The sequence below is a fragment of the Mycobacterium sp. genome (assembly GCF_046095365.1).
Lineage (GTDB): Bacteria > Actinomycetota > Actinomycetes > Mycobacteriales > Mycobacteriaceae > Mycobacterium.
Map to the genome: position 1 here is coordinate 1 of NZ_JBJTJF010000108.1, position 18,625 is coordinate 18,625.

The window sequence follows — 18,625 nt, forward strand, 5'->3', positions numbered from 1 at the left end:
GATGGCTGAACCAGCGGATCCGGGCGGGTGGGAAGGCCGGGCTCGTCGATCAGCAGTACCGGTTCGAAGCGGCTTGCCGGCGCGGGGCCGGTCGGCTCGGCGAGGGCGGGCTCCGGGTGCAGCGGAGTCTTGGCGGTGCCCGGGGCTTGGCCGTGCAGCAGGCTTTCCAGTCGCTGCAGCCCGACGGTGACGATCATCAGCAGGCCGGGGACCGCCACAGCGACCAACCACGACATAGCCGGGAAGTTAACCGGCGCGAAGTCTCATCGGGATCACGAAATGTCACCGGTCTGTCGGCGGTCAGTACGCTGTCGGGGTGGCGGCAGGTGCGGGCTCCAAGTGGGACTCCGAGACGCACCTGGGGTTGGTCCGCCGGGCCCGCCGGATGAACCGGACCCTGGCCACCGCGTTCCCGCACGTGTATTGCGAACTGGATTTCACCAACCCGCTGGAACTGGCCGTGGCGACCGTACTGTCCGCGCAGAGCACCGACAAGCGGGTCAACCTGACCACCCCGGCGCTGTTCGCCAGGTACCGCAGCGCCGCCGACTACGCCCGGGCCAACCGCGCCGAACTCGAGGAGCTGATCCGGCCCACCGGGTTCTACCGGAACAAGGCCAATTCACTGATCGGCCTGGGAAGCGCGCTGGTGCAACGGTTCGACGGCGAGGTGCCGCACACGATGGAGGAGTTGGTGACACTGCCCGGGGTCGGGCGCAAGACCGCCAACGTCATCCTGGGCAATGCGTTCGGCATCCCCGGTATCACCGTCGACACCCATTTCGGACGGCTGGTGCGCCGCTGGCGATGGACGGACCAGACCGACCCGGTGAAGGTCGAACACGCGGTCGGCGACCTGATCGAACGCCCGCAGTGGACCCTGTTGAGCCACCGCGTCATATTCCACGGCCGGCGGGTGTGCCACGCGCGCAAACCGGCCTGCGGGGTGTGCGTACTGGCCAGGGACTGCCCCTCCTACGGGGCCGGCCCGACCGACCCGCTTATCGCCGCGGATCTGGTCAGGGGGCCCGAGACCGAGCACCTGCTCGCGCTGGCCGGGTTGTAGCCGGGATGCGGACGTCGACGCGCTGGACGGTGGCCGTGCTGGCGGTGCTCGCAGCAATCGTCGCGGCACTCGTGTCGCAACTCCGCGACACCCCCGGCGGGTCGGAGCGCCCGGCCGCGCAAGCCGGGCGCAACCACCGCGACGCCGACACCCCTGCGGCCCTGGCCGGGCCCCGGCAGCGCGCGGCACTGCCCGCGTGCCCGGCCGCGGGACCCGGTCCCGGCCCTGATCGACTGCGCGGGGTGGTGGTCGAGTGCGCCGCCGATGGCGCGGAGGTCGACGTGGCCCGGGCTCTGGCCGACCGGGCGGTCGTTCTCAACCTCTGGGCGTACTGGTGCGAGCCGTGTGCCGAGGAACTGCCGGCGATGCAGCAGTACCAGCGCCGGGCCGGCGACGCGGTGACGGTGGTGACGGTGCACCAGGACGAGAACGAGACCGCGGCCCTGCTGCGGATGGCCGAACTGGGTGTCCGGTTACCGGTTCTGCAGGATGGCCGGCGCAGCATCGCCGCGGCGCTGCGACTGCCCAACGTGATGCCCGCAACCGTGGTGCTGCGCAGGGACGGTAGCGTGGCGCAGGTGCTGCCGCAGCCGTTCACCAGCGCCGATGAGATCGCCGCCGCGGTGAGCGCGGCGCTCCGGTGACCACCGGGGGGGACCGGTGACCGCCGCCGAACCGCTGCGCCCACAGGCCCGGCCACCGTGGCTGGCTCCGCTTGTCGACAACCTGCACCGGGTTCCCGACGTCTACCGGCGGCGGGTTCCGCCGGAGGTGCTCGCCGCGCTGAACGCGGCGGGAACCGGCCCGTCGCGGGACGCCGCGGTCCTGGTGCTGTTCTCCGGCCCGCATGCCGACCACCCCGCTCTTCCTGAGGACGCCGACCTGCTGCTGACCGTGCGCGCCGGGACCCTGCGCCACCACGCCGGTCAGGCCGCCTTCCCCGGGGGAGCCGCCGACCCCGGGGACAGCGGCCCGGTGCACACCGCGCTGCGCGAGGCCAATGAGGAGACCGGGGTCGATCCCGATCGGCTGCAGCCGTTGGCAACGCTGGACCGGATGTTCATTCCGCCGTCGGGGTTCCACGTGATCCCGGTCCTGGCGTACTCGCCCGATCCCGGGCCGGTCGTCGTGGTCGACGAGTCGGAGACCGCCGCCGTCGCGCGGGTTCCGCTGCGGGCCCTGGTCAACCCGGACAACCGTCTGATGGTGTACCGCACCGATGCCGGGCGCCGGTTCGCCGGGCCGGCCTTCCTCCTGAACGAGATGTTGGTGTGGGGCTTCACCGGTCACGTAATCTCGGCCATGCTCGACGTCGCCGGCTGGGCGCAACCGTGGGACACCGAGGATGTACGGGAGCTTGACGAGGCGATGGCTCTCGTCGGAGCGGATCGCGGCGAGGTGGCGGCCACCGCCGCCGAGGACAGGCAGGAGCCGGTGTGACGAGTTCGCAATGGCTGGACATCGCCATCATCGGCGTGGCGCTGATAGCGGCGATCTCCGGCTGGCGTTCGGGCGCGCTCGGTTCGCTCATGTCGTTCATCGGCGTGGTGATCGGCGCCATCGCCGGAGTGATGCTGGCCCCGCACATCGTGGGCTATTTCAGCTCACCGCGCGGGAAGCTGTTCGCCGCACTGTTCCTGATCCTCGCGCTGGTGGTGATCGGTGAGGTGGCCGGTGTCGTCCTGGGCCGCGCGGTCCGCGGCTCCATCCGCAGCGGCCCGGTCCGGGCGATCGACTCCATCGTCGGGGTGGCTCTGCAGCTGGTGGTCGTCCTCGTCGCGGCGTGGCTGCTGGGAAGTCCGCTGACGACTTCGAACCAGGTGGGCCTGGCGACGGCTGCGCGCAGTTCGAAGGTCATCACCGAAGTCGACAAATACGCACCCGAGTGGCTGCGGGCGGTGCCCAAGCGGATCTCCGCACTGCTGAGCACCTCCGGGCTGCCCGAGGTCCTGCAACCCCTCGGCCGGACCCCCGCCGCCGTCGACCCGCCCGACGCCTCGCTCGCCGACAGTCTGGTGGTGTCCAAGTCCCGGCCCAGCGTGGTCAAGATCCGCGGGGTCGCCACGGCCTGCCAGAAAGTCCTCGAGGGGACCGGTTTCGTCATCGCGCCCAACCGGGTGATGTCCAACGCCCATGTCGTCGCCGGTTCGGACAGCGTCACGATCGAGGCCGAAGACGGCAAGAAGTACGACGCGACCGTGGTGTCCTATGACCCCAACGCCGACATCTCGATCCTCGACGTGCCCAACCTTCCGCTTGCGCCTCTGCAGTTCGCGGAGGAACCGGCCAAGCCCGGGACCGATGCTGTGGTGCTGGGCTTCCCCGGCGGCGGAGACTTCGCGGCCACCCCGGCCCGCGTCCGCGAGATCATCGAGTTGAACGGCCCCGACATCTACAAGACCACCACAGTCAACCGCGAGGTCTACACCATCAGAGGGTCGGTGCGCCAAGGTAATTCGGGCGGCCCGATGATCAACCGCGCCGGCCAGGTCATCGGTGTGGTGTTCGGGGCCGCGGTCGACGACAACGACACCGGATTCGTCATGACCACCGACGAAGTATCCCGACAGCTCGCCAAGATCGGCAACGTCGCAAAGGTGCCCACCGGCGCCTGCGTGACCGCCTGAATACGAAAAAGGTTGAGCTACAGCGACATCAGGAATCGCTGCAGCTGTTCGTTGACCTCCGCCGGAGCTTCCTCGTGGGCGTAGTGCCCGATACCGGGCAATCCGACGAAATGACCGCGTGACGTGTATGGGCGGCTGCGTTCGACCGGACCTTCCAGCACGTAGGGATCGTCCTGTCCCCGCAGGTGCAGCAGTGGCACTTCAAGACGGCGGCTCATCAGCTTCATGAACCGCCGCCCCTCGCCGCGGAACTGGCTGCGCACGGCCCACCGCTGGTACTCAAGCGCGGAGTGCGCCGCCGACGGGATCTGTATCGCCTGGCGCAGGTAGGCGATTGTCTGCGAAAAATCCTCCGAGGCAAGCCATTTCCCGGAAGCCCGGCTGCGAACTATCGCGTCGAGTTCGGTGGCGTCATCGCGGGTCAGCTGATGTTCCGGCCACCGCGGTATCTGGTAACGCGCGAGGCTGGGAAGAAGGGCGGCGCGCTGTTCGCGGTCGGTCAGCACCGACCGGCGCAGGGCCGCCGGGTGCGGTGAACTGACCAGAGCGATGGCACGCACCACGCGCGAGTGCAGGACAGCGGTCGCCCAGCAGACCAGGCCCCCGTCGGCGTGGCCAACCAGGGTCGCCGAGGTGTGGCCGAGGGCGCGTATCAGACCGGCGGTGTCGCCGGCCAGTGTCCATCCGTCGTAGCCGCGCGGAGGTTTGTCACTGCCGCCGTAGCCCCGCAGGTCGACGGCGACCACTCTGGCGCCGGACAGGCCGCTCAACTGGTGGCGCCAGGACCACCAGAACGATGCGAAGCCGTGCAGCAGGATCACCAGATTGCGGGCGGTGGGCGGGGTGTCGTCGTCGGGTTCGGGCAGCGCCTCGGCGCACTGGAAACGGATCCCGTTGGCGTGGACGTCGAGGTGGCGCCACGGACCCGCGATCCGGGTGACCGACGGGTCCGGCAGCGTCATCACCAGCCCGACGGGTCGCCGGGAATCGGGTCGTAGTCCGTCGTCGAGTCGGGGTCTGCCGCCTCGTAGGTCACGGTCTCGTACTCCACCGCGTACTCCACCGCCTCCTCCACCGCGTCGTGGTCCGTCGTCACCGGCAGGCCGGTATCGGCGTACACCGCCGCGGTCGAGGTGTGCGCCGCCGAGGACGTCGCAAGAACCGCCCCCGTGCCCCGGGTGCGCGGCGCCTCGCCGGCGGTGGACTCGGCGCGGGCCGGGGGTGCCTGGACTGCCGCACGAACCGGCGGCCTACGCGCGGGGATTGACGGCGCCGGCGCGGGGACTGACGGCGCCGGGACCGGCACGGGAGCAGGAGCCGCTGGGGACGCAGACGGCGAGCCGGTGAATTTGGCCAGGCCGGGTGTCAGGGCGGCTGTCGTCTCCTTGACCGACTCGATCGTCTGCTGCGGACCGCGGATCCGCCTGACCTTCAGATACCCCAGCAGGGCGAACACCGCCGTGACGACCAGCATCAGGATGAAGACGATCAGGAAGGCCGCCCACCGCCACAGCCAGGTGTCGAGCAGTTCGGCCAGGAAGAAGAACATGAAGAAGGTCGAGTAGAGCAGTACGACCAGCGCCAGGATGAAGAACACACTGCCGGTCAGACCCTTCTTCACATCGCGGGTGATCTCGGCTTTGGCCAGTTCGACCTCCGCGCGCACCAGGGTGGACATCGAGGCGGTGGCGTCGCGGACCAGTTCGCCGATCGAGGCGTTGGCCGACACCGCGTGGGGGTCCGTCAGCGGAATAGAGGTCACGGAGGTGGGAACCCCGTTCGTCTGATCGCGATTGCTCACGGCAGTCCTCCAGGCTCGTGCGGTCGGGTTCATGGTGCCACGTCGCACCCCCCGCCCGGAGTGCCCCCGGCGTTGTTACGGAAGTTACTGATGTGACGCGGTTAGACTTGGGGTCCGATTACCACGATGGAGGTGCCCGTGCTCAGAGCGGCTTTGCGGACGGCGGGGGCGGCGGCCCTGGCCTGGGCCGCGTTGTTGCCGGCGCCGCCGATCGCCGTGGCCGATGACCCGGTTCCGATCGGCGGCGGGGCGGGCATAGTCGTCGACGGCGAGACCTTCTGCACCCTGACGACCATCGGGCACGACCGGAGCGGCGCGCTGGTCGGTTTCACCTCGGCCCATTGCGGGGGACCGGGCGCCCAGGTCGCCGCCGAGGGCGCCGAGGACCGGGGCGTCATCGGGACCATGGTGGCCGGCAACGATGGTCTGGACTACGCAGTCATTCGTTTCGACCCGGACAAGGTGTCCCCGGTCTCGAACTGGAACGGGTTCGCCATCGACGGGCTCGGACCCGACCCGATGTTCGGCCAGGTGGCCTGCAAGTTGGGCCGCACCACCGGGTATTCCTGCGGGGTGACGTGGGGACCGGGCCAGGACCCGGGCACCATCGTCAACCAGGTGTGTGGCCGGCCCGGGGATTCCGGCGCGCCGGTCACCGTCAACAACAGGCTTGTCGGGATGATCCACGGGGCGTTCACCGACGGTCTGCCCACCTGCATCATCAAGTACATCCCGCTGCACACCCCGGCCATCACCATGTCGATGAACGCGATCCTCGCCGACGTGGCGACCAAGGACCGGCCCGGCGCCGGCTTCATCCCGACGGCGAGTGCCGCTCCGGGGCCGGCCTGAGTCCGGGCGCCGACGCCTCAGTTCGCCTTGCTGGCGCGGATCGCCTCGAACACGGTCGGGTCGACCAGCGTCGAGGTGTCGCCCAGTTCCCGACCTTCGGCGACATCACGCAGCAGGCGCCGCATGATCTTGCCGCTGCGGGTCTTTGGCAGCTCGGGCACCACGTGAATCTCGCGGGGCTTGGCGATGGGGGAGATCTCCCGGGAGACCTCCGCGCGCAGCTCGTCGACCATGTCGGCGGTGGACATGTCGGGATGGTGTTGCTTGAGGATGACGAACGCGCAGATCGCCTGTCCGGTGTGCTCGTCTGAGGCGCCGACCACCGCGGCCTCGGCCACTCCGGCATGACCCACCAGAGCCGACTCCACCTCCGCGGTGGAGATGCGATGTCCCGAGACGTTCATGACGTCATCGACCCGTCCGAGCACCCACACCTCGCCGTCGGTGCCGTAGCGCGCGCCGTCGCCGGCGAAATACCAACCCTGATCGGCGAACCGTGACCAGTAGGTATCGACGAAACGCTCATGGTCACCCCAGATTCCGCGGAGCATCGAAGGCCACGGCTTGTCCAGGACGAGATAGCCGGTGACCGGCTCGGCATGTTCGGTGGCCGGGGTGAGTTCGTTGCCGTGGTCGTCGACGATCCTTGCCGAAATGCCGGGCAACGGCCGCATCGCCGAGCCCGGTTTGCAGGTGGTCACGCCGGGCAGCGGGGAGATCATCGCCGCGCCGGTCTCGGTCTGCCACCAGGTGTCGACGATCGGAGTGCGGTCGCCGCCGAACACCAGCCGGTACCAGCGCCAGGCCTCCGGGTTGATCGGCTCGCCCACCGATCCCAGGAGCCTCAGGCTGGACAGATCATGCTGGAAGGCCAGTTCGCGACCCCACTTCATGAAGGTGCGAATCAGCGTTGGCGCGGTGTAATAGATTGTCACGCCGTACTTTTCGATGATCTGGAAGTGGCGGTGTTCGTCGGGCGAGGCGGGTGTGCCCTCGTAGATCACCTGGGTGGCGCCGTTGGATAGCGGGCCGTAGACGATGTAGCTGTGGCCGGTCACCCAGCCGATGTCCGCCGTGCACCAGTAGACGTCGGTCTCGGGCTTGATGTCGAAGACGTAGTTGTGGGTGAAGGAAGCCTGGGTGAGATAGCCGCCTGAGGTGTGCATGATGCCCTTGGGCTTGCCGGTGGTGCCCGAGGTGTAGAGCAGGAACAGCGGGTGCTCGGAGTCGAAAGACTCGGGGGTGTGATCGGGTGAGGCGGCGTCGACGGTCTCGTGCCACCACAGGTCTCGGCCCTCGGTCCAGTCCACGTCGATCCCGGTTCGGCGCACCACCAGAACATTGCGCACCGACGGCTGGTCGGCGACCGCCTCGTCGACGGCGGCCTTCAGCGAGACCGCCTGCCCCCGCCGGTACTGGCCGTCGGTGGTGATCACCAGCCTGGCCTCGGCGTCCTGCACCCGCGCCCGCAGCGCCGAGGCGGAGAAGCCTCCGAACACCACCGAGTGCATGATGCCCAGCCGGGCGCAGGCCAGCATCGCCACGACTGCTTCGGGGACCATCGGCATGTAGATGGCTACGCGGTCGCCGGCGGCCAGGCCGAGGCCGCTGAGCGTGTTGGCGGCCTTGCACACCTCGTCCTTGAGTTGGGCGTAGGTGAGGGTCCTGGCGTCGCCGATCGGCTCGCCCTCCCAGTGCAGTGCCACCCGGTCGCCGTGGCCGGCCTCGACGTGGCGGTCCACACAGTTGTAGGCCACGTTGAGCCTGCCGCCGACGAACCACTTCGCGACCGGGGCACCCGACCAGTCGAGGACCTCGGTGAAGGGGGTTTCCCAATGCAGACGCTCGGCCTGCTCCGCCCAGAACGCGAGCCGGTCGGTGTCGGCTCGGTCGTAGAGATCGGCCGTCGCGTTGGCGGTCTTGGCGAATGCCGGCGGCGGCGGGTAGTAGGAAGGAACGTCGTCGTGCGCCTCGGTCATGGTGCGAGCGTAGTCAAGACCCGGTGGCGGCGGGGCCGGTGGCGTGCCCACCGGGCGCCGGCCGTTAGCGTGACGATCCGTGACGAAGGGCGGCCCGGCCGACGGGCGGGATCTGCTGGCGCCCCTGCTGTTTCTGCCGGGTGTCGCCGAGGCTGCGGAGATGGCGCGCACCGCATTGGGCAGGGCGCACCGGCACCGAACCAATCTGCGGAACTGGCCGGTGACGGCGGCCGAGTCCGCGGTGCGTGGCGCGCGGTGCTCTTCGGTCCTCGACGGCGGAGGTGTGGAACTGGGGGACGCCGCAAGGGGTCCGGATGATCCGGTCCTGGCCGGCGCGCTGCGTGCCGGCCAGGCTATCGAGGGCGGCGCGACCAACCTGGTGGGCGTGTGGCAGCGCGCGCCCCTGCAGGCGCTGGCCCGTTTGCACGCTCTGGCCGCCGCCGGCCTGACCGACGACGCCGAACTGGGCCGCCCCAGACCGGTGCCCGAGGTGGTGGCAAGACTGGATCTGGTGACCCGTTTGGTGACCGGGGGAAGCTCGGTTCCCGCCGCGGTACTGGCGGCTGTAGCGCACGGTGAGCTTCTGACTCTGGAGGCCTTCGGCAGCGCGGATGGTGTTGTGGCGCGGGCGGTCTCGCGACTGGTGACGATCGCCTCCGGTCTGGATCCGCACGGGTTGGGCGTGCCCGAGGTCTACTGGATGCGACGGGAGCAGGAGTACCGGGACGGCGCAGCCGCGTTCGCCACCGGTGAGCCCTCGGGGGTTGGAGCGTGGATTCTGATGTGCTGTCTGGCGCTGGAAGACGGTGCGCGGGAGGCGATCTCGATAGCCGACGCGGCTGCGGGCTGATGGTTCGACTCGACGGCCGAACACATGAAGCGGGCGGCGCTCCGATACGTGCTCGGCTCGCCGCCCGCTAGCACGCTTCCGGGTTACCAGGCGTGCTACGTGGGTTGCGTGGATGGCCTCGGCGTCTTGCACTGCGCTGCGAAGTGGCTCTGAGAGTAGAGCCGGTACTTCGTCCGCTCTGCGCAAATACGCAGGCCCGCAACACTTCTGCCATCACCGCTGGCGTGCTCCGCGTGGGTGCCCGGGAACCGTGCTGGGCCTCTCGACTCGGGAGCTAGCACCTTCTCTTCCGGTTCTAGCTAGGCCTCACCGAGCGACCGTTCTTCTTTTGTACTACGTGACGACCGTCACAGCAAGAGGAAACACCGAACTGTTGCCGACGGACGCGACATCCATCGGCGGGGCACCCGCCCCGGTGTCCATCGCGGCATCCGCGTCGGCTGGATTCGGGGCCGCCGGCCCGGCAAATCTGGCAGTTCAGGTCACGTGACGGGCGGTGCATTTTCACAGCAAACCCATGGTTTTCTGTTGCGTATCCGTGCTTGCGCTCCGTATCCGGTTCGTGTGTATAGTTGGCATGACTCGGCTTATGCCGAGCGTGTATCAGCCCGACCCCCCGGGGCTGATACACGACGACCCTCGCCTCCTCCCCCCCTGGCGAGGGTCGTCCCATGTCTGGACCTTGTCGGTCGATCGGCGTAATCCACAGGGCCGCAGTCATCCACAACTGCCGTCTACAGGACTGGCGCGGCCGCCGGGTGTCAGACAGCGTGGCGGCCGTGACCCAACCGACGGCAGTAGTCCTCACGTCGATCGGCGATCGCGAACTGTCGGATGCTGTCGATCGGGTGATCGCGGCCGTGAGCGCTCGGCCGGTCCGGGTCGGCACGCCGAACCGGCGCACGTGGACGGCCGCGTCCGCGGTCGTTCTCGACGCGCCTGCCGCTGTGCGCTGCGCCGAGGCCGGCCTGCCCCGCCGCGACGGCGTGCTGCTGGTCGGGGCCGACCCGCATCCCGGCCTGTGGACCGCTGCCGTCGACGTCGGAGCCCAGGGGGTCTGTGCGCTTCCCGCGCAGGAGGCCGAACTTGTTCGGCATCTCGCCGAGGCCACCGACGCGGGCCCGGCCGGCGTCCGGACCGGCCGGGTGATCTCGGTGGTGGCCGGCCGCGGTGGCGCGGGTGCGTCGGTGCTCTCCGCCGCGGTCGCGCTGGCGGCCGGTGACTGCCTCCTGGTCGACGCCGACCCCTGCGGCGGCGGCATCGACCTGCTGCTGGGATTCGAGGCGATACCGGGGCTGCGCTGGCCGGATGTGCACGGACAGGGCGGTCGGCTGAGCTGGCCGGCCGTGCATGCGGTGCTTCCCCGGCGACGTGACCTGAGCATCCTGTCGGGGACCCGCTGCTTCCACGATATCGACCCAGGCGCACTCACCGCGGTCGTCGACGCGGGGCGCCGCGGCGGGTTGACGGTGGTCTGTGACGTGCCGCGACAACTCGGTCCCGCGGCGGTCTCGGCGCTGCAGTGCGCGGACCTGGTGGCCGTGGTCAGCAGTTGCGACGTGCGTTCGGTCGCGGCGACCACCGTCACGACGGCGGTGTTGCGCACCCTCAACCCTGCGATCGGCCTGGTGGTGCGTGGTCCGTCACCGGGCGGCCTGCTGGCCCGGGAGGCGGCCGTCGCCGCCGGCCTGCCCCTGCTGGCCGCCATGCGCCCGGAACCCGGTTTGACCCGGCAACTCGAGCAGCGTGGATTGCGGCTTCGGCACCGCTCGCCGCTGGGCCGGGCGGCTCGGCAGGTCCTCGACGCCGCGCACGGCGGTGCTGCGGGCGGGCGGGCGGCATGAACGAGTCGCTGATCGAGCGGGTGCGCGAGCGGCTCGCCGCCGAGGCGGCTCCGCTGCGCCCAGGCGCCGTCGCTGCGGCGATTCGCGCCGAGTCGGGAGGGGTGCTCGGCGACACCGAGGTGTTGAGCAGCCTCCGCGTTGTCGAGACCGAGTTGACCGGAGCGGGGATTCTCGAACCGCTTCTCCGAGCAGCGGGAACCACGGACGTGCTCGTCACCGCACCGGACGAGGTATGGGTTGACGATGGAAAACGATTGCAGCGCAGTGCAATCAGGTTTCCCGACGAGGCGTCGGTGCGCAGGCTGGCGCAACGCCTCGCCGCGGTGGCGGGCCGCCGCCTCGATGATGCGCAACCGTGGGTGGACGGCCAGCTCTCCGGTGTGGGTGACGGGCGGTTCAATGTCCGTTTGCACGCCGTGCTGCCACCGGTGGCAGCACGCGGAACGTGTCTGTCGCTTCGGGTGCTGCGCCCGGCCACGCAGGATCTGGATGCACTGACCAACGCCGGGACGATAGATCCCGAGGCTGGCCTGCTGCTGCGCGGCGTCATCGCGGCCCGGCTGGCCTTCCTGGTGTCCGGGGGCACCGGCGCGGGCAAGACCACCCTGTTGGCCGCGGCGCTCGGGGCGGTCGCCGACGACGAACGCATCGTGTGCGTGGAGGATGCCCCCGAACTGGCTCCCGAGCACCCGCATCTGGTGCGACTGGTGGCCCGAGGCGCCAACGTCGAGGGTGTCGGGGAGGTCACTCTCCGGCAACTCGTCCGGCAGGCCCTGCGCATGCGCCCGGATCGCCTGGTCGTCGGAGAGGTTCGCGGCGCGGAGGTGGTCGACCTGCTGGCGGCACTGAACACCGGCCACGACGGCGGGAGTGGCACGGTTCACGCGAACAGCCCGGCGGAGGTCCCGGCCCGGCTGGAGGCCCTCGCCGCTCCGGGAGGCCTGGACCGGGCTGCCCTGCACAGTCAGCTCGCCGCCGCCGTCCAGGTGATCGTGCACATCAGCCGCGGGCCACGCGGAAGGAGGCTCGCCGAGATCGCTCTGGTCCGCCGCGACCGGTTCGGCATCTGCCACGCAGTACCGGCCTGGCGGGCCGGCCGGGGAGAGACCGAGGCGGCCGCCGAGTTGCGCCGGCTCATCGACGGCGGTCGGTGCCCGGAATGAGCGGAAGTCAGCTGGCCGCAGTGCTGCTGGCCGCCGCCGCGCTGGTCACACCCCGAGCTTTGCGGCTGCAGCCGCCGGCATCCCGACGCCGCGAGCCGGGTGTGCTGGTCCGGGTGGCCGGAGCGGCCGTCGTCCTCGTGCTGGCAACGGCTGCGCCGTCGATGGCGGTGGCGGCGGCGCTGGCCTGCCTGGCCACCGGGACGCGGATGCGGCGTGGCCGCCGCGCACGGGCACGCCGCGCCGAGGGCCACGCACTGGCGGCCGCGCTGGAGGTTCTGATCGGCGAACTCCGGGTCGGCGCGCATCCGGTGGCCGCCTTCCATGCCGCGGCCGCGGAGTCCACCGGTTCGGTGCGCCAGGCGTTCGCAGCCGTTGCCGGCCGCGCGCAACTGGGCGCCGACGCGGCCGGGGGCATACGCGCGGCCGGCGCGGTGTCCCCCGTCGCTGCCTACTGGAACCGGATGGCCGTGTTCTGGGAGCTGGCGTCCCGGCACGGACTGGCGATCGCGGTGCTCATGGGGGCGGCGCACCGCGACATCCTCGACCGCCAACGATTCACCGCGCGGATGCACGCGGCGTTGGCCGGAGCCCGGGCCACTGCCGCGATACTGGCCGGGCTGCCTCTACTCGGGTTGGCACTCGGCGAGCTGATCGGCGCCCATCCCGTCCGTTTCCTGCTGGGTGGCGGTGTGGGGGGCGCACTCCTGGTTGTCGGCGTCGCGTTGATCTGTGCCGGACTCGCCTGGGCCGACCGCATCATCGACCGGATGGTGCCATGAGCACCGCCGCGGCCTTGCTGGCGGCGGCCCTGCTGGTGGGCGTCGGCCCCCGGGCGGCGCGCCGGCGCGCCGGCGTCCCGGTCCGGCGCAGCCGTGGGGGCCGACCAGCGCGCTCGCGCGATCCGTTCGCGACGGCGTCCGCCCTCGATGTTCTGTCGGTGTGTCTGACCGCGGGGATGACGGTGCCCGCCGCCGCGTCTGCGACCGCGGCGTTCGCGCCGAGCGCGCTCGGCGCACTGCTTCGTCGCGCCGCCGATCTGCTGGCGATGGGGGCCGACCCGGAAACCGCCTGGAAGGCCATTGCCGGCGACGATGAATCATGCGCCGCGGTCGCGCGGCTGGCCCGCCGGTCGGCCTTCTCGGGCAGCGCGCTGGCCGGCGGCGCCGCCGAACTGGCCGAGCAGTCGCGGCAGGACGCCACGCACGCGGCCACTGCCGCAGCCGAGCGGGCCGGAGTTCTCATCGCCGGTCCGCTTGGACTGTGCTTCCTGCCTGCATTCGTCTGCCTGGGCATCGCGCCGGTAGTCGCGGGCCTGGCGGGAAAGATCTTCGGGGCGGGACTGCTGTGACCGCCCGCGAGGCTCAGTTCCACAAAGAGGAAGGGAAAAGAAATGCCGCACAGAGTGATTCGGTTGCTTCGCGATCGGCTGACCCTGGTCATAACGGACGAGAGCGGGATGTCGACGGTGGAGTACGCCATCGGTACGATCGCCGCGGCTGCCTTCGGTGCGATCCTCTACAGCGTCGTAACCGGGGACTCGATCGTCGGTGCGCTGACCGGCATCATCAACCGGGCACTGTCCACCCGGGTCTGACCGATGCCGGCTACAGCACGGTGGAGGCCGCGCTGGCCATCGCCAGCCTGGTTGCCGTTCTGCTGCTCTGTCTGGCGGGCCTCACGGCCGTCACCATGCAGGTGCGCTGCACCGACGCCGCGCGGGAGACGGCCAGGCTGGCCGCCCGCGGCGGGGACGCCCGATCGGCGACCGCGGCCGGTCTGGCTCCCGGTGGGGCAGCCGTCGAACTCCGCCGCGACGGCGGTTACGTCATCGCCCGGGTCAGTGCCCGCTCACCGGTGCTGCCGGGCGTGGAAATCGTCGGGCAGGCCGTCGCTGTCGCCGAACCCGGCCGATGACGACCGGGGTGCTGCGACGATCCTGGCCGCCTTGCTTGTCACGGTGCTCGTCACCGTCACCGGCGCCGGCGTCTACGTAGGGGCAGCGGTGCTGGCCCGCCATCGCGCCCAGGCGGCGGCCGACCTCGCCGCTCTGGCGGCGGCCGCCCGGATCCCGGCCGGCGCCGAGACGGCATGCGCTCAGGCCCGTCGCATCGCCGTATCCATGCGCGCCGCACTGCGGGGCTGCGACGTGGACGGTCTCGACGTGGCCGTGGCGGTCACGGTGGGCACTGGCTTGCGGTTCACGGGCGAGGCGCGCGCCGCCGCCCGGGCCGGGCCGGTCGATCCGGGCTAGTTCGGCCCGACCTGCTCCAGTCCCGCATCGGCCAGTTCCACCTCGGTGGGCAGACGGAAGGTCGCCAGGCCGCCGTAGACGCCGTCGTCGAGTTCGACCCTGGCGACCGTTACGTGCAGGGGCACCCAGCCGCCGTCGTTGCCGGGCAGTCGCAGCACCGCGCTGGTCGTGCCGGTCTCGAGTTCCGCGCTCATCCGGGCGGCGTCGTTCTCCTCGTCGGCCGGATGGATCTTCAACTGCCCGTGCCAGTCGAAGTACGGACAGGGGTCGTCGATCCACTTCAGCAGCGTTCGGGTCTTGAGGTCGACGATCACCCGGTAGCACCCCGGCCGGGACAGCCCGTTGAGGATCCGGTGGGCCAGGTTCTCCGGCGCCAGTGGGGTGTCACTGACCTCCTCGACCAGGTTCATGGCGCGGGCGATCAGGTGCTCGGAGCCGTCTTCGTGATCTTCCATGATGGTCCGCGCGCACCAACCCACCTTGCGGAAGCCGCCGATCTTGTCACTGAAATCCCATGTGGCGCAATAGGTTCTGTCCGGCGCAACGTCGATTGCCCACGACAGCGCTTTGGACTCGTCACGATTGAGGCTCCGGCTCGGGATGTCCTCGACGAAAGCCCTGCCGGTCAGCGCCTCGTGTTCGGGGTCCATGCCCGCATTGACCAGGTACTCCACCGTGGCGGTTCCCTCGCCCAGGCTCATATCCCACACCAGCGGACCCGGTACCGGTCTCTCCGGCGGTTCCTCTTCGGTGGGGCCGCACCAGACGTGCACACCGTGCATCCGGCCGTCGGACATCTGCACCGGCTCGGTTCGGATCACCCTCTTGTTCTTCGGTGTGATGCTGGCCAGGGCGTTACCGGTGGTGACCGTCTCGGCGATCGCCGTCTGAATCGCCGCCAGGCTCGGGTTGCGGCGCAGGAAGACGGCCAACGGGACGAAGTTCTTCATTTGCCGGCCCTGGGCGACCACGACTGGCTGCTCACCGAGTGTCTCCACCAGCAGCCACTCCTGCGTCATGGGCTCAGCTTAACGGCGTACCGGCGCCCGGGACGTGCGGGTTGCGCTGAACCCGCAGGTGGGGGGAATGACGACCCGCATCTGCGACAGGTGGTCACTCGGCCGTTGCGGCTGTCGAGTTCGACAGCGTAGATTCAGGAAATCCGCTTTGCGGATCTGACGAGCGACTTGTGTTGTCCGAGCGCTCGTCGCGGGCGGCGTTTCGTTGGTCGCTCCAGCCTCAAGGAGTGGGGCTCGTCCGACGTGCTGCGTGATCTAGGCCGGATCGCTGCCGTCGACCGTTTCGAGGGGTCGGTCGGCGGTTGCGGAAACCGGTTCCTGCGGCAGTCGGGCCAGGACTGTCTGCAGTACCCGCACGGCGCCCGCCTTGTCCAGCGGGTCATTTCCGTTGCCGCACTTCGGCGACTGAACGCAGGACGGGCATCCGTGCGGGCACTCGCAGGAACTGATCGCCTCGAGGGTCGCCCTCAGCCAGGTGCTCGCCATCCGGTAGCCGCGTTCAGCGAAGCCGGCTCCTCCGGGGTGACCGTCGTAGACGAACACGGTGGGTAGCCCGTCCTCGCCGACTGCCGTCGAAAGACCTCCGATGTCCCCGCGGTCACAGCTCGCGACCAGCGGCAGCAGGCCGATGGCGGCGTGCTCGGCCGCGTGCAGCGAACCCGGAATCCGCTGCGGTTCAATACCGTTGGACGCCAGTGCCTCTCGGGTAACGGTGTACATGACGGCGGTGGTCGGCAGGGTCCGCTGCGGGCTGTCGAGTTCGACGAAGTCGATCACCTCGCCGGACGCCGCCCGGCGCAGGTATCCGATCACCTGGTGGGTCACCGAAACCGGTACCAGGCCGAGCGTCACGGGCCCGTGGTCCGATCGCTCGCCCTCCCCGGTGACGGTGATGTCGGTGATCTCCCGGGCGTAGGTCGAGTAGCCGGGATCCTCGGCGTGGACGAATGCGATCCCGCCGTCGAGGTCCAGGGAGTCGACCAGATACGTCTCGCCCTGGTGCAGATAGACCGCGCCGGCGTGCACGGTGGCCGGCGCCCGTCCGGCCTCGGTGTTTCCCAGCAGTCGGCCCGTCCCCGCCTCCACGATGGCCACCTGCCCGCCTGCCCCGCCGCGAATATCGACCCGGTCGTGCGGTTCCCCCCCGGCCACCGGGAAGTACTGCTCGTCCCCGGCCGGGGACCGCCGGGCCCGCAGCAGGCCGTCGTCGACCAGCGCCCGGGCCACCGCCCGCGCCCCCCAGTCGTCCAGCTCGGTCTCGGTCAGTGGCATCTCGGCGGCCGCGCACAACAGCTGTGGTCCAACCACGTAGGGGTTCGACGGATCGATCACCACCCGCTCCACCGGCTTTCCCAGCAGCGCCTCGGGGTGGTGGACCAGGTAGGTGTCCAGAGGGTCGTCCCGGGCGATCAGAACCACCAGGGCACCCTGCCCGCGCCGCCCGCAGCGGCCGGCCTGCTGCCAGAACGAGGCGACCGTCCCGGGAAAGCCGGCCAGCACGACCGCGTCCAGCCCGGAGATGTCGATGCCGAGTTCCAGCGCGTTGGTCGCGGCCAGGCCGCGCAGCCGGCCGTCGGCCAGCGCCTGTTCGAGGGCGCGACGGTCCTCTGCCAGGTATCCGGCCCGGTAGGAGGCCACCGTGTCACGCAGTGCGGGTGCGAGGTCCTCCAGCCGGGAACGGGCGCTCAGCGCCGTCATCTCGGCGCTGCGCCGGGACCGGACGAAGGTCAGTGTCCGAGCGCCCTCCGCCACCAGGTCGGCCAGCATCCGGGCGGCCTCGGCCCCGGCCGACCGCCGCACCGGGGCGCCGTTCTCGCCGGTGAGGTCGAGGCGCAACTCCGGCTCCCACAGCGCGATCGTCCGGGCTCCCTGCGGTGAGCCGTCCTCGGTCACCTCGGCCACCCGCCGGCCGATCAGCTCGGAGGCGGTCTCGCCGGGCGCGGCGGTGGTGGCACTGGCGAAGATCACCGTCGGTCCGCCTGGCTGGCCGTAGCGTTCGCACAGCCGGATCAGCCGGCGCAGGACCATGGCCACGTTGGAGCCGAAAATCCCTCGGTAGTAATGGCATTCGTCGACCACGACGTAACGCAGCCCGCGCAGGAACACCGCCCAGCGGGGGTGGTTGCGCAGCAGCGAAAGGTGAATCATGTCCGGGTTGGAGAACAGCCAGCGGGAGCGTTCCCGTGCGAAGCGGCGGATCTCGGCCCCGGTGTCGCCGTCGTAGGCGGTCGGGGCGACGTCGCGCAACGCCGGGGCCGCAGCCGTCAAGGCGTAGGCGGTGCGGAGCTGGTCATGCCCCAGGGCTTTGGTCGGCGACAGGTACAGCGCGCGGGCACGCGGGTCGGTGGCCAGGGCGTCGAGGATCGGCAGTTGGTAGGCCAGCGACTTGCCCGAGGCCGTGCCGGTGCTGACCACCACGTCATGGCCCGCGTGCGCCAGTTCGGCCGCCGCGGCCTGGTGCGACCACGGCGCCTCGATGCCGTGCCCGCGCAGTGCCGCGATCACGCCGGGGTGAATCCAGCCCGGCCAGGCGGCCGTCTGTGCAGCCCTGGCGCCCATCTCGGCGACGTGGAGCAGCGATGCCGGCCGGACCCGGCCGGACACCGCGGCCAGCAGATCGCCGCCGAAACTGGCCATAGACGGTCTGCCCCTCATCCGGACCGGTTTCCTGCGATCCACCGGAATTGTCCCCGAAGCTGTCCTAACCGCGCCGGACGTGATTGGATATGGGCGGTCGCAGCTTCTGTGTTCGTGTTTGGCGCTTCGCAGGATCTTTTGTTGCGGTCGCGGTTCCTGCGAGGGTCTGTAGGTCGGCTCAGTTCCGACGAAGCCACGAAGGTATGGCGGTCGGAACCGGCCCGGTCTACGCCGAACATCGGTAGACCGCAACCGGAAGAAGTAAGGAAAGTACGAAAAATGCCACAGGGAACTGTGAAGTGGTTCAACGCGGAGAAGGGCTTCGGCTTCATCGCCCCGGAGGACGGCTCAGCTGACGTTTTCGTCCACTACACGGAGATCCAGGGGTCGGGCTTCCGCACCCTGGAGGAGAATCAGAGGGTTGAGTTCGAGGTCGGCCAGAGCCCGAAGGGGCCGCAGGCCACCGGCGTTCGCGCCGTCTGACGGCAACCAACCACAGCACCCCCGCGGGCCCGGTAAACGGGCTTCGCGGGGGT

18 protein-coding genes and 2 pseudogenes are annotated in these 18,625 nt (G+C 70.2%); 14 read left to right on the top strand and 6 right to left on the bottom strand.

Going from position 1 to position 18,625, the window contains the following annotated elements; genetic code table 11:
- Positions 1-236 (bottom strand): annotated as a pseudogene (locus ACKOQ4_RS08850) (hypothetical protein); the annotation flags it as partial.
- Positions 237-385: 149 nt separating this feature from the next.
- On the opposite strand from ACKOQ4_RS08850, the gene nth reads away from it, so the two are divergent.
- The 4 genes from nth to marP are packed head-to-tail and all read left to right on the top strand — an operon-like array spanning position 386 to position 3,693.
- The gene (nth, locus tag ACKOQ4_RS08855; RefSeq protein ID WP_526290966.1) at positions 386-1,066 is read left to right on the top strand and encodes an endonuclease III; all 681 of its coding nucleotides are present in this window, start codon (positions 386-388) and stop codon (positions 1,064-1,066) included.
- 5 nt (positions 1,067-1,071) lie between these two features.
- Positions 1,072-1,710 (top strand): TlpA family protein disulfide reductase, encoded by a 639-nt coding sequence (locus ACKOQ4_RS08860; protein ID WP_526290915.1) that lies wholly within the window; start codon positions 1,072-1,074, stop codon positions 1,708-1,710.
- A gap of 16 nt (positions 1,711-1,726) precedes the next feature.
- A complete protein-coding gene (locus tag ACKOQ4_RS08865) occupies positions 1,727-2,506 on the top strand; it encodes an NUDIX hydrolase (protein WP_526290917.1) in 780 nt (259 codons plus the stop codon).
- Entirely contained in the window at positions 2,503-3,693 is a 1,191-nt protein-coding gene (marP, locus tag ACKOQ4_RS08870) for an acid resistance serine protease MarP (RefSeq protein ID WP_526290919.1), read from the top strand. The genes ACKOQ4_RS08865 and marP overlap by 4 nt, the downstream gene beginning before the upstream one ends.
- Positions 3,694-3,710: 17 nt before the next feature.
- Here the strand turns inward: marP and ACKOQ4_RS08875 are convergent, their stop codons facing one another.
- The gene (locus ACKOQ4_RS08875) at positions 3,711-4,655 is read right to left on the bottom strand and encodes an alpha/beta fold hydrolase (protein ID WP_526290920.1); all 945 of its coding nucleotides are present in this window, start codon (positions 4,653-4,655) and stop codon (positions 3,711-3,713) included.
- 374 nt (positions 4,656-5,029) lie between these two features.
- Positions 5,030-5,527: pseudogene (locus ACKOQ4_RS08880) on the bottom strand (phage holin family protein); the annotation flags it as partial.
- 93 nt (positions 5,528-5,620) lie between these two features.
- Between ACKOQ4_RS08880 and ACKOQ4_RS08885 the strand changes: the two are divergent.
- A complete protein-coding gene (locus tag ACKOQ4_RS08885) occupies positions 5,621-6,346 on the top strand; it encodes a S1 family peptidase (protein ID WP_526290922.1) in 726 nt (241 codons plus the stop codon).
- Between the two features lie 17 nt (positions 6,347-6,363).
- Here ACKOQ4_RS08885 and acs read toward each other — a convergent pair whose 3' ends face one another.
- A complete protein-coding gene (acs, locus tag ACKOQ4_RS08890; protein WP_526290924.1) occupies positions 6,364-8,325 on the bottom strand; it encodes an acetate--CoA ligase in 1,962 nt (653 codons plus the stop codon).
- A 160-nt stretch (positions 8,326-8,485) separates the two neighbouring features.
- Between acs and ACKOQ4_RS08895 the strand changes: the two genes are divergently transcribed.
- The 8 genes from ACKOQ4_RS08895 to ACKOQ4_RS08930 all read left to right on the top strand — a co-directional run bounded on the left by ACKOQ4_RS08895 (position 8,486) and on the right by ACKOQ4_RS08930 (position 14,433).
- The gene (locus tag ACKOQ4_RS08895) at positions 8,486-9,175 is read left to right on the top strand and encodes an oxidoreductase (RefSeq protein WP_526290968.1); all 690 of its coding nucleotides are present in this window, start codon (positions 8,486-8,488) and stop codon (positions 9,173-9,175) included.
- A 779-nt stretch (positions 9,176-9,954) separates the two neighbouring features.
- Positions 9,955-11,019, top strand: a complete 1,065-nt coding sequence (gene ssd, locus ACKOQ4_RS08900) for a septum site-determining protein Ssd (RefSeq protein WP_526290926.1) — start codon at positions 9,955-9,957, stop codon at positions 11,017-11,019.
- Positions 11,016-12,182: a TadA family conjugal transfer-associated ATPase gene (locus ACKOQ4_RS08905; protein WP_526290928.1), complete on the top strand. Its 1,167-nt coding sequence runs from the start codon at positions 11,016-11,018 to the stop codon at positions 12,180-12,182. Before ssd ends, ACKOQ4_RS08905 begins: the two co-directional genes overlap by 4 nt.
- A complete protein-coding gene (locus ACKOQ4_RS08910) occupies positions 12,179-12,961 on the top strand; it encodes a type II secretion system F family protein (protein ID WP_526290930.1) in 783 nt (260 codons plus the stop codon). Before ACKOQ4_RS08905 ends, ACKOQ4_RS08910 begins: the two co-directional genes overlap by 4 nt.
- A complete protein-coding gene (locus tag ACKOQ4_RS08915) occupies positions 12,958-13,530 on the top strand; it encodes a type II secretion system F family protein (RefSeq protein ID WP_526290932.1) in 573 nt (190 codons plus the stop codon). Before ACKOQ4_RS08910 ends, ACKOQ4_RS08915 begins: the two co-directional genes overlap by 4 nt.
- 42 nt (positions 13,531-13,572) lie before the next feature.
- Positions 13,573-13,776, top strand: coding sequence for a DUF4244 domain-containing protein (locus ACKOQ4_RS08920; RefSeq protein ID WP_526290934.1), 204 nt, complete (start codon positions 13,573-13,575; stop codon positions 13,774-13,776).
- Positions 13,777-13,796: 20 nt separating this feature from the next.
- A complete protein-coding gene (locus ACKOQ4_RS08925; RefSeq protein WP_526290936.1) occupies positions 13,797-14,096 on the top strand; it encodes a TadE family type IV pilus minor pilin in 300 nt (99 codons plus the stop codon).
- Between the two features lie 31 nt (positions 14,097-14,127).
- On the top strand, positions 14,128-14,433 hold the full coding sequence (locus ACKOQ4_RS08930; RefSeq protein WP_526290938.1) for an Rv3654c family TadE-like protein: 306 nt from the start codon (positions 14,128-14,130) through the stop codon (positions 14,431-14,433).
- Here ACKOQ4_RS08930 and ACKOQ4_RS08935 read toward each other — a convergent pair.
- Both ACKOQ4_RS08935 and sftH read right to left on the bottom strand, forming a co-directional pair.
- Positions 14,430-15,452, bottom strand: coding sequence for a PAS domain-containing protein (locus ACKOQ4_RS08935; RefSeq protein ID WP_526290940.1), 1,023 nt, complete (start codon positions 15,450-15,452; stop codon positions 14,430-14,432). The genes ACKOQ4_RS08930 and ACKOQ4_RS08935 overlap by 4 nt on opposite strands.
- Positions 15,453-15,707: 255 nt before the next feature.
- Positions 15,708-18,089, bottom strand: a complete 2,382-nt coding sequence (gene sftH, locus ACKOQ4_RS08940) for a DNA 3'-5' helicase SftH (protein WP_526290942.1) — start codon at positions 18,087-18,089, stop codon at positions 15,708-15,710.
- A gap of 279 nt (positions 18,090-18,368) precedes the next feature.
- Here sftH and ACKOQ4_RS08945 point away from each other — a divergent pair, with 279 nt between their 5' ends.
- Positions 18,369-18,572: a cold-shock protein gene (locus ACKOQ4_RS08945; protein WP_005138711.1), complete on the top strand. Its 204-nt coding sequence runs from the start codon at positions 18,369-18,371 to the stop codon at positions 18,570-18,572.
- The last annotated feature ends 53 nt before the right edge of the window (positions 18,573-18,625 follow it).

What these genes read in the sequence shown, in the direction of transcription:
- ACKOQ4_RS08935 (WP_526290940.1), bottom strand. Translation starts at nt 15,452, where the DNA reads ATGACGCAGGAGTGGCTGCTGGTGGAGACACTCGGTGAGCAGCCAGTC.
- ACKOQ4_RS08895 (WP_526290968.1), top strand. Translation starts at nt 8,486, where the DNA reads ATGGCGCGCACCGCATTGGGCAGGGCGCACCGGCACCGAACCAATCTG.
- ACKOQ4_RS08915 (WP_526290932.1), top strand. Translation starts at nt 12,958, where the DNA reads ATGAGCACCGCCGCGGCCTTGCTGGCGGCGGCCCTGCTGGTGGGCGTC.
- ACKOQ4_RS08885 (WP_526290922.1), top strand. Translation starts at nt 5,621, where the DNA reads ATGGAGGTGCCCGTGCTCAGAGCGGCTTTGCGGACGGCGGGGGCGGCG.
- ACKOQ4_RS08920 (WP_526290934.1), top strand. Translation starts at nt 13,573, where the DNA reads ATGCCGCACAGAGTGATTCGGTTGCTTCGCGATCGGCTGACCCTGGTC.
- nth (WP_526290966.1), top strand. Translation starts at nt 386, where the DNA reads ATGAACCGGACCCTGGCCACCGCGTTCCCGCACGTGTATTGCGAACTG.
- sftH (WP_526290942.1), bottom strand. Translation starts at nt 18,089, where the DNA reads ATGGCCAGTTTCGGCGGCGATCTGCTGGCCGCGGTGTCCGGCCGGGTC.
- ACKOQ4_RS08905 (WP_526290928.1), top strand. Translation starts at nt 11,016, where the DNA reads ATGAACGAGTCGCTGATCGAGCGGGTGCGCGAGCGGCTCGCCGCCGAG.
- ACKOQ4_RS08945 (WP_005138711.1), top strand. Translation starts at nt 18,369, where the DNA reads ATGCCACAGGGAACTGTGAAGTGGTTCAACGCGGAGAAGGGCTTCGGC.
- acs (WP_526290924.1), bottom strand. Translation starts at nt 8,325, where the DNA reads ATGACCGAGGCGCACGACGACGTTCCTTCCTACTACCCGCCGCCGCCG.
- ACKOQ4_RS08875 (WP_526290920.1), bottom strand. Translation starts at nt 4,655, where the DNA reads ATGACGCTGCCGGACCCGTCGGTCACCCGGATCGCGGGTCCGTGGCGC.
- ACKOQ4_RS08910 (WP_526290930.1), top strand. Translation starts at nt 12,179, where the DNA reads ATGAGCGGAAGTCAGCTGGCCGCAGTGCTGCTGGCCGCCGCCGCGCTG.
- ACKOQ4_RS08860 (WP_526290915.1), top strand. Translation starts at nt 1,072, where the DNA reads ATGCGGACGTCGACGCGCTGGACGGTGGCCGTGCTGGCGGTGCTCGCA.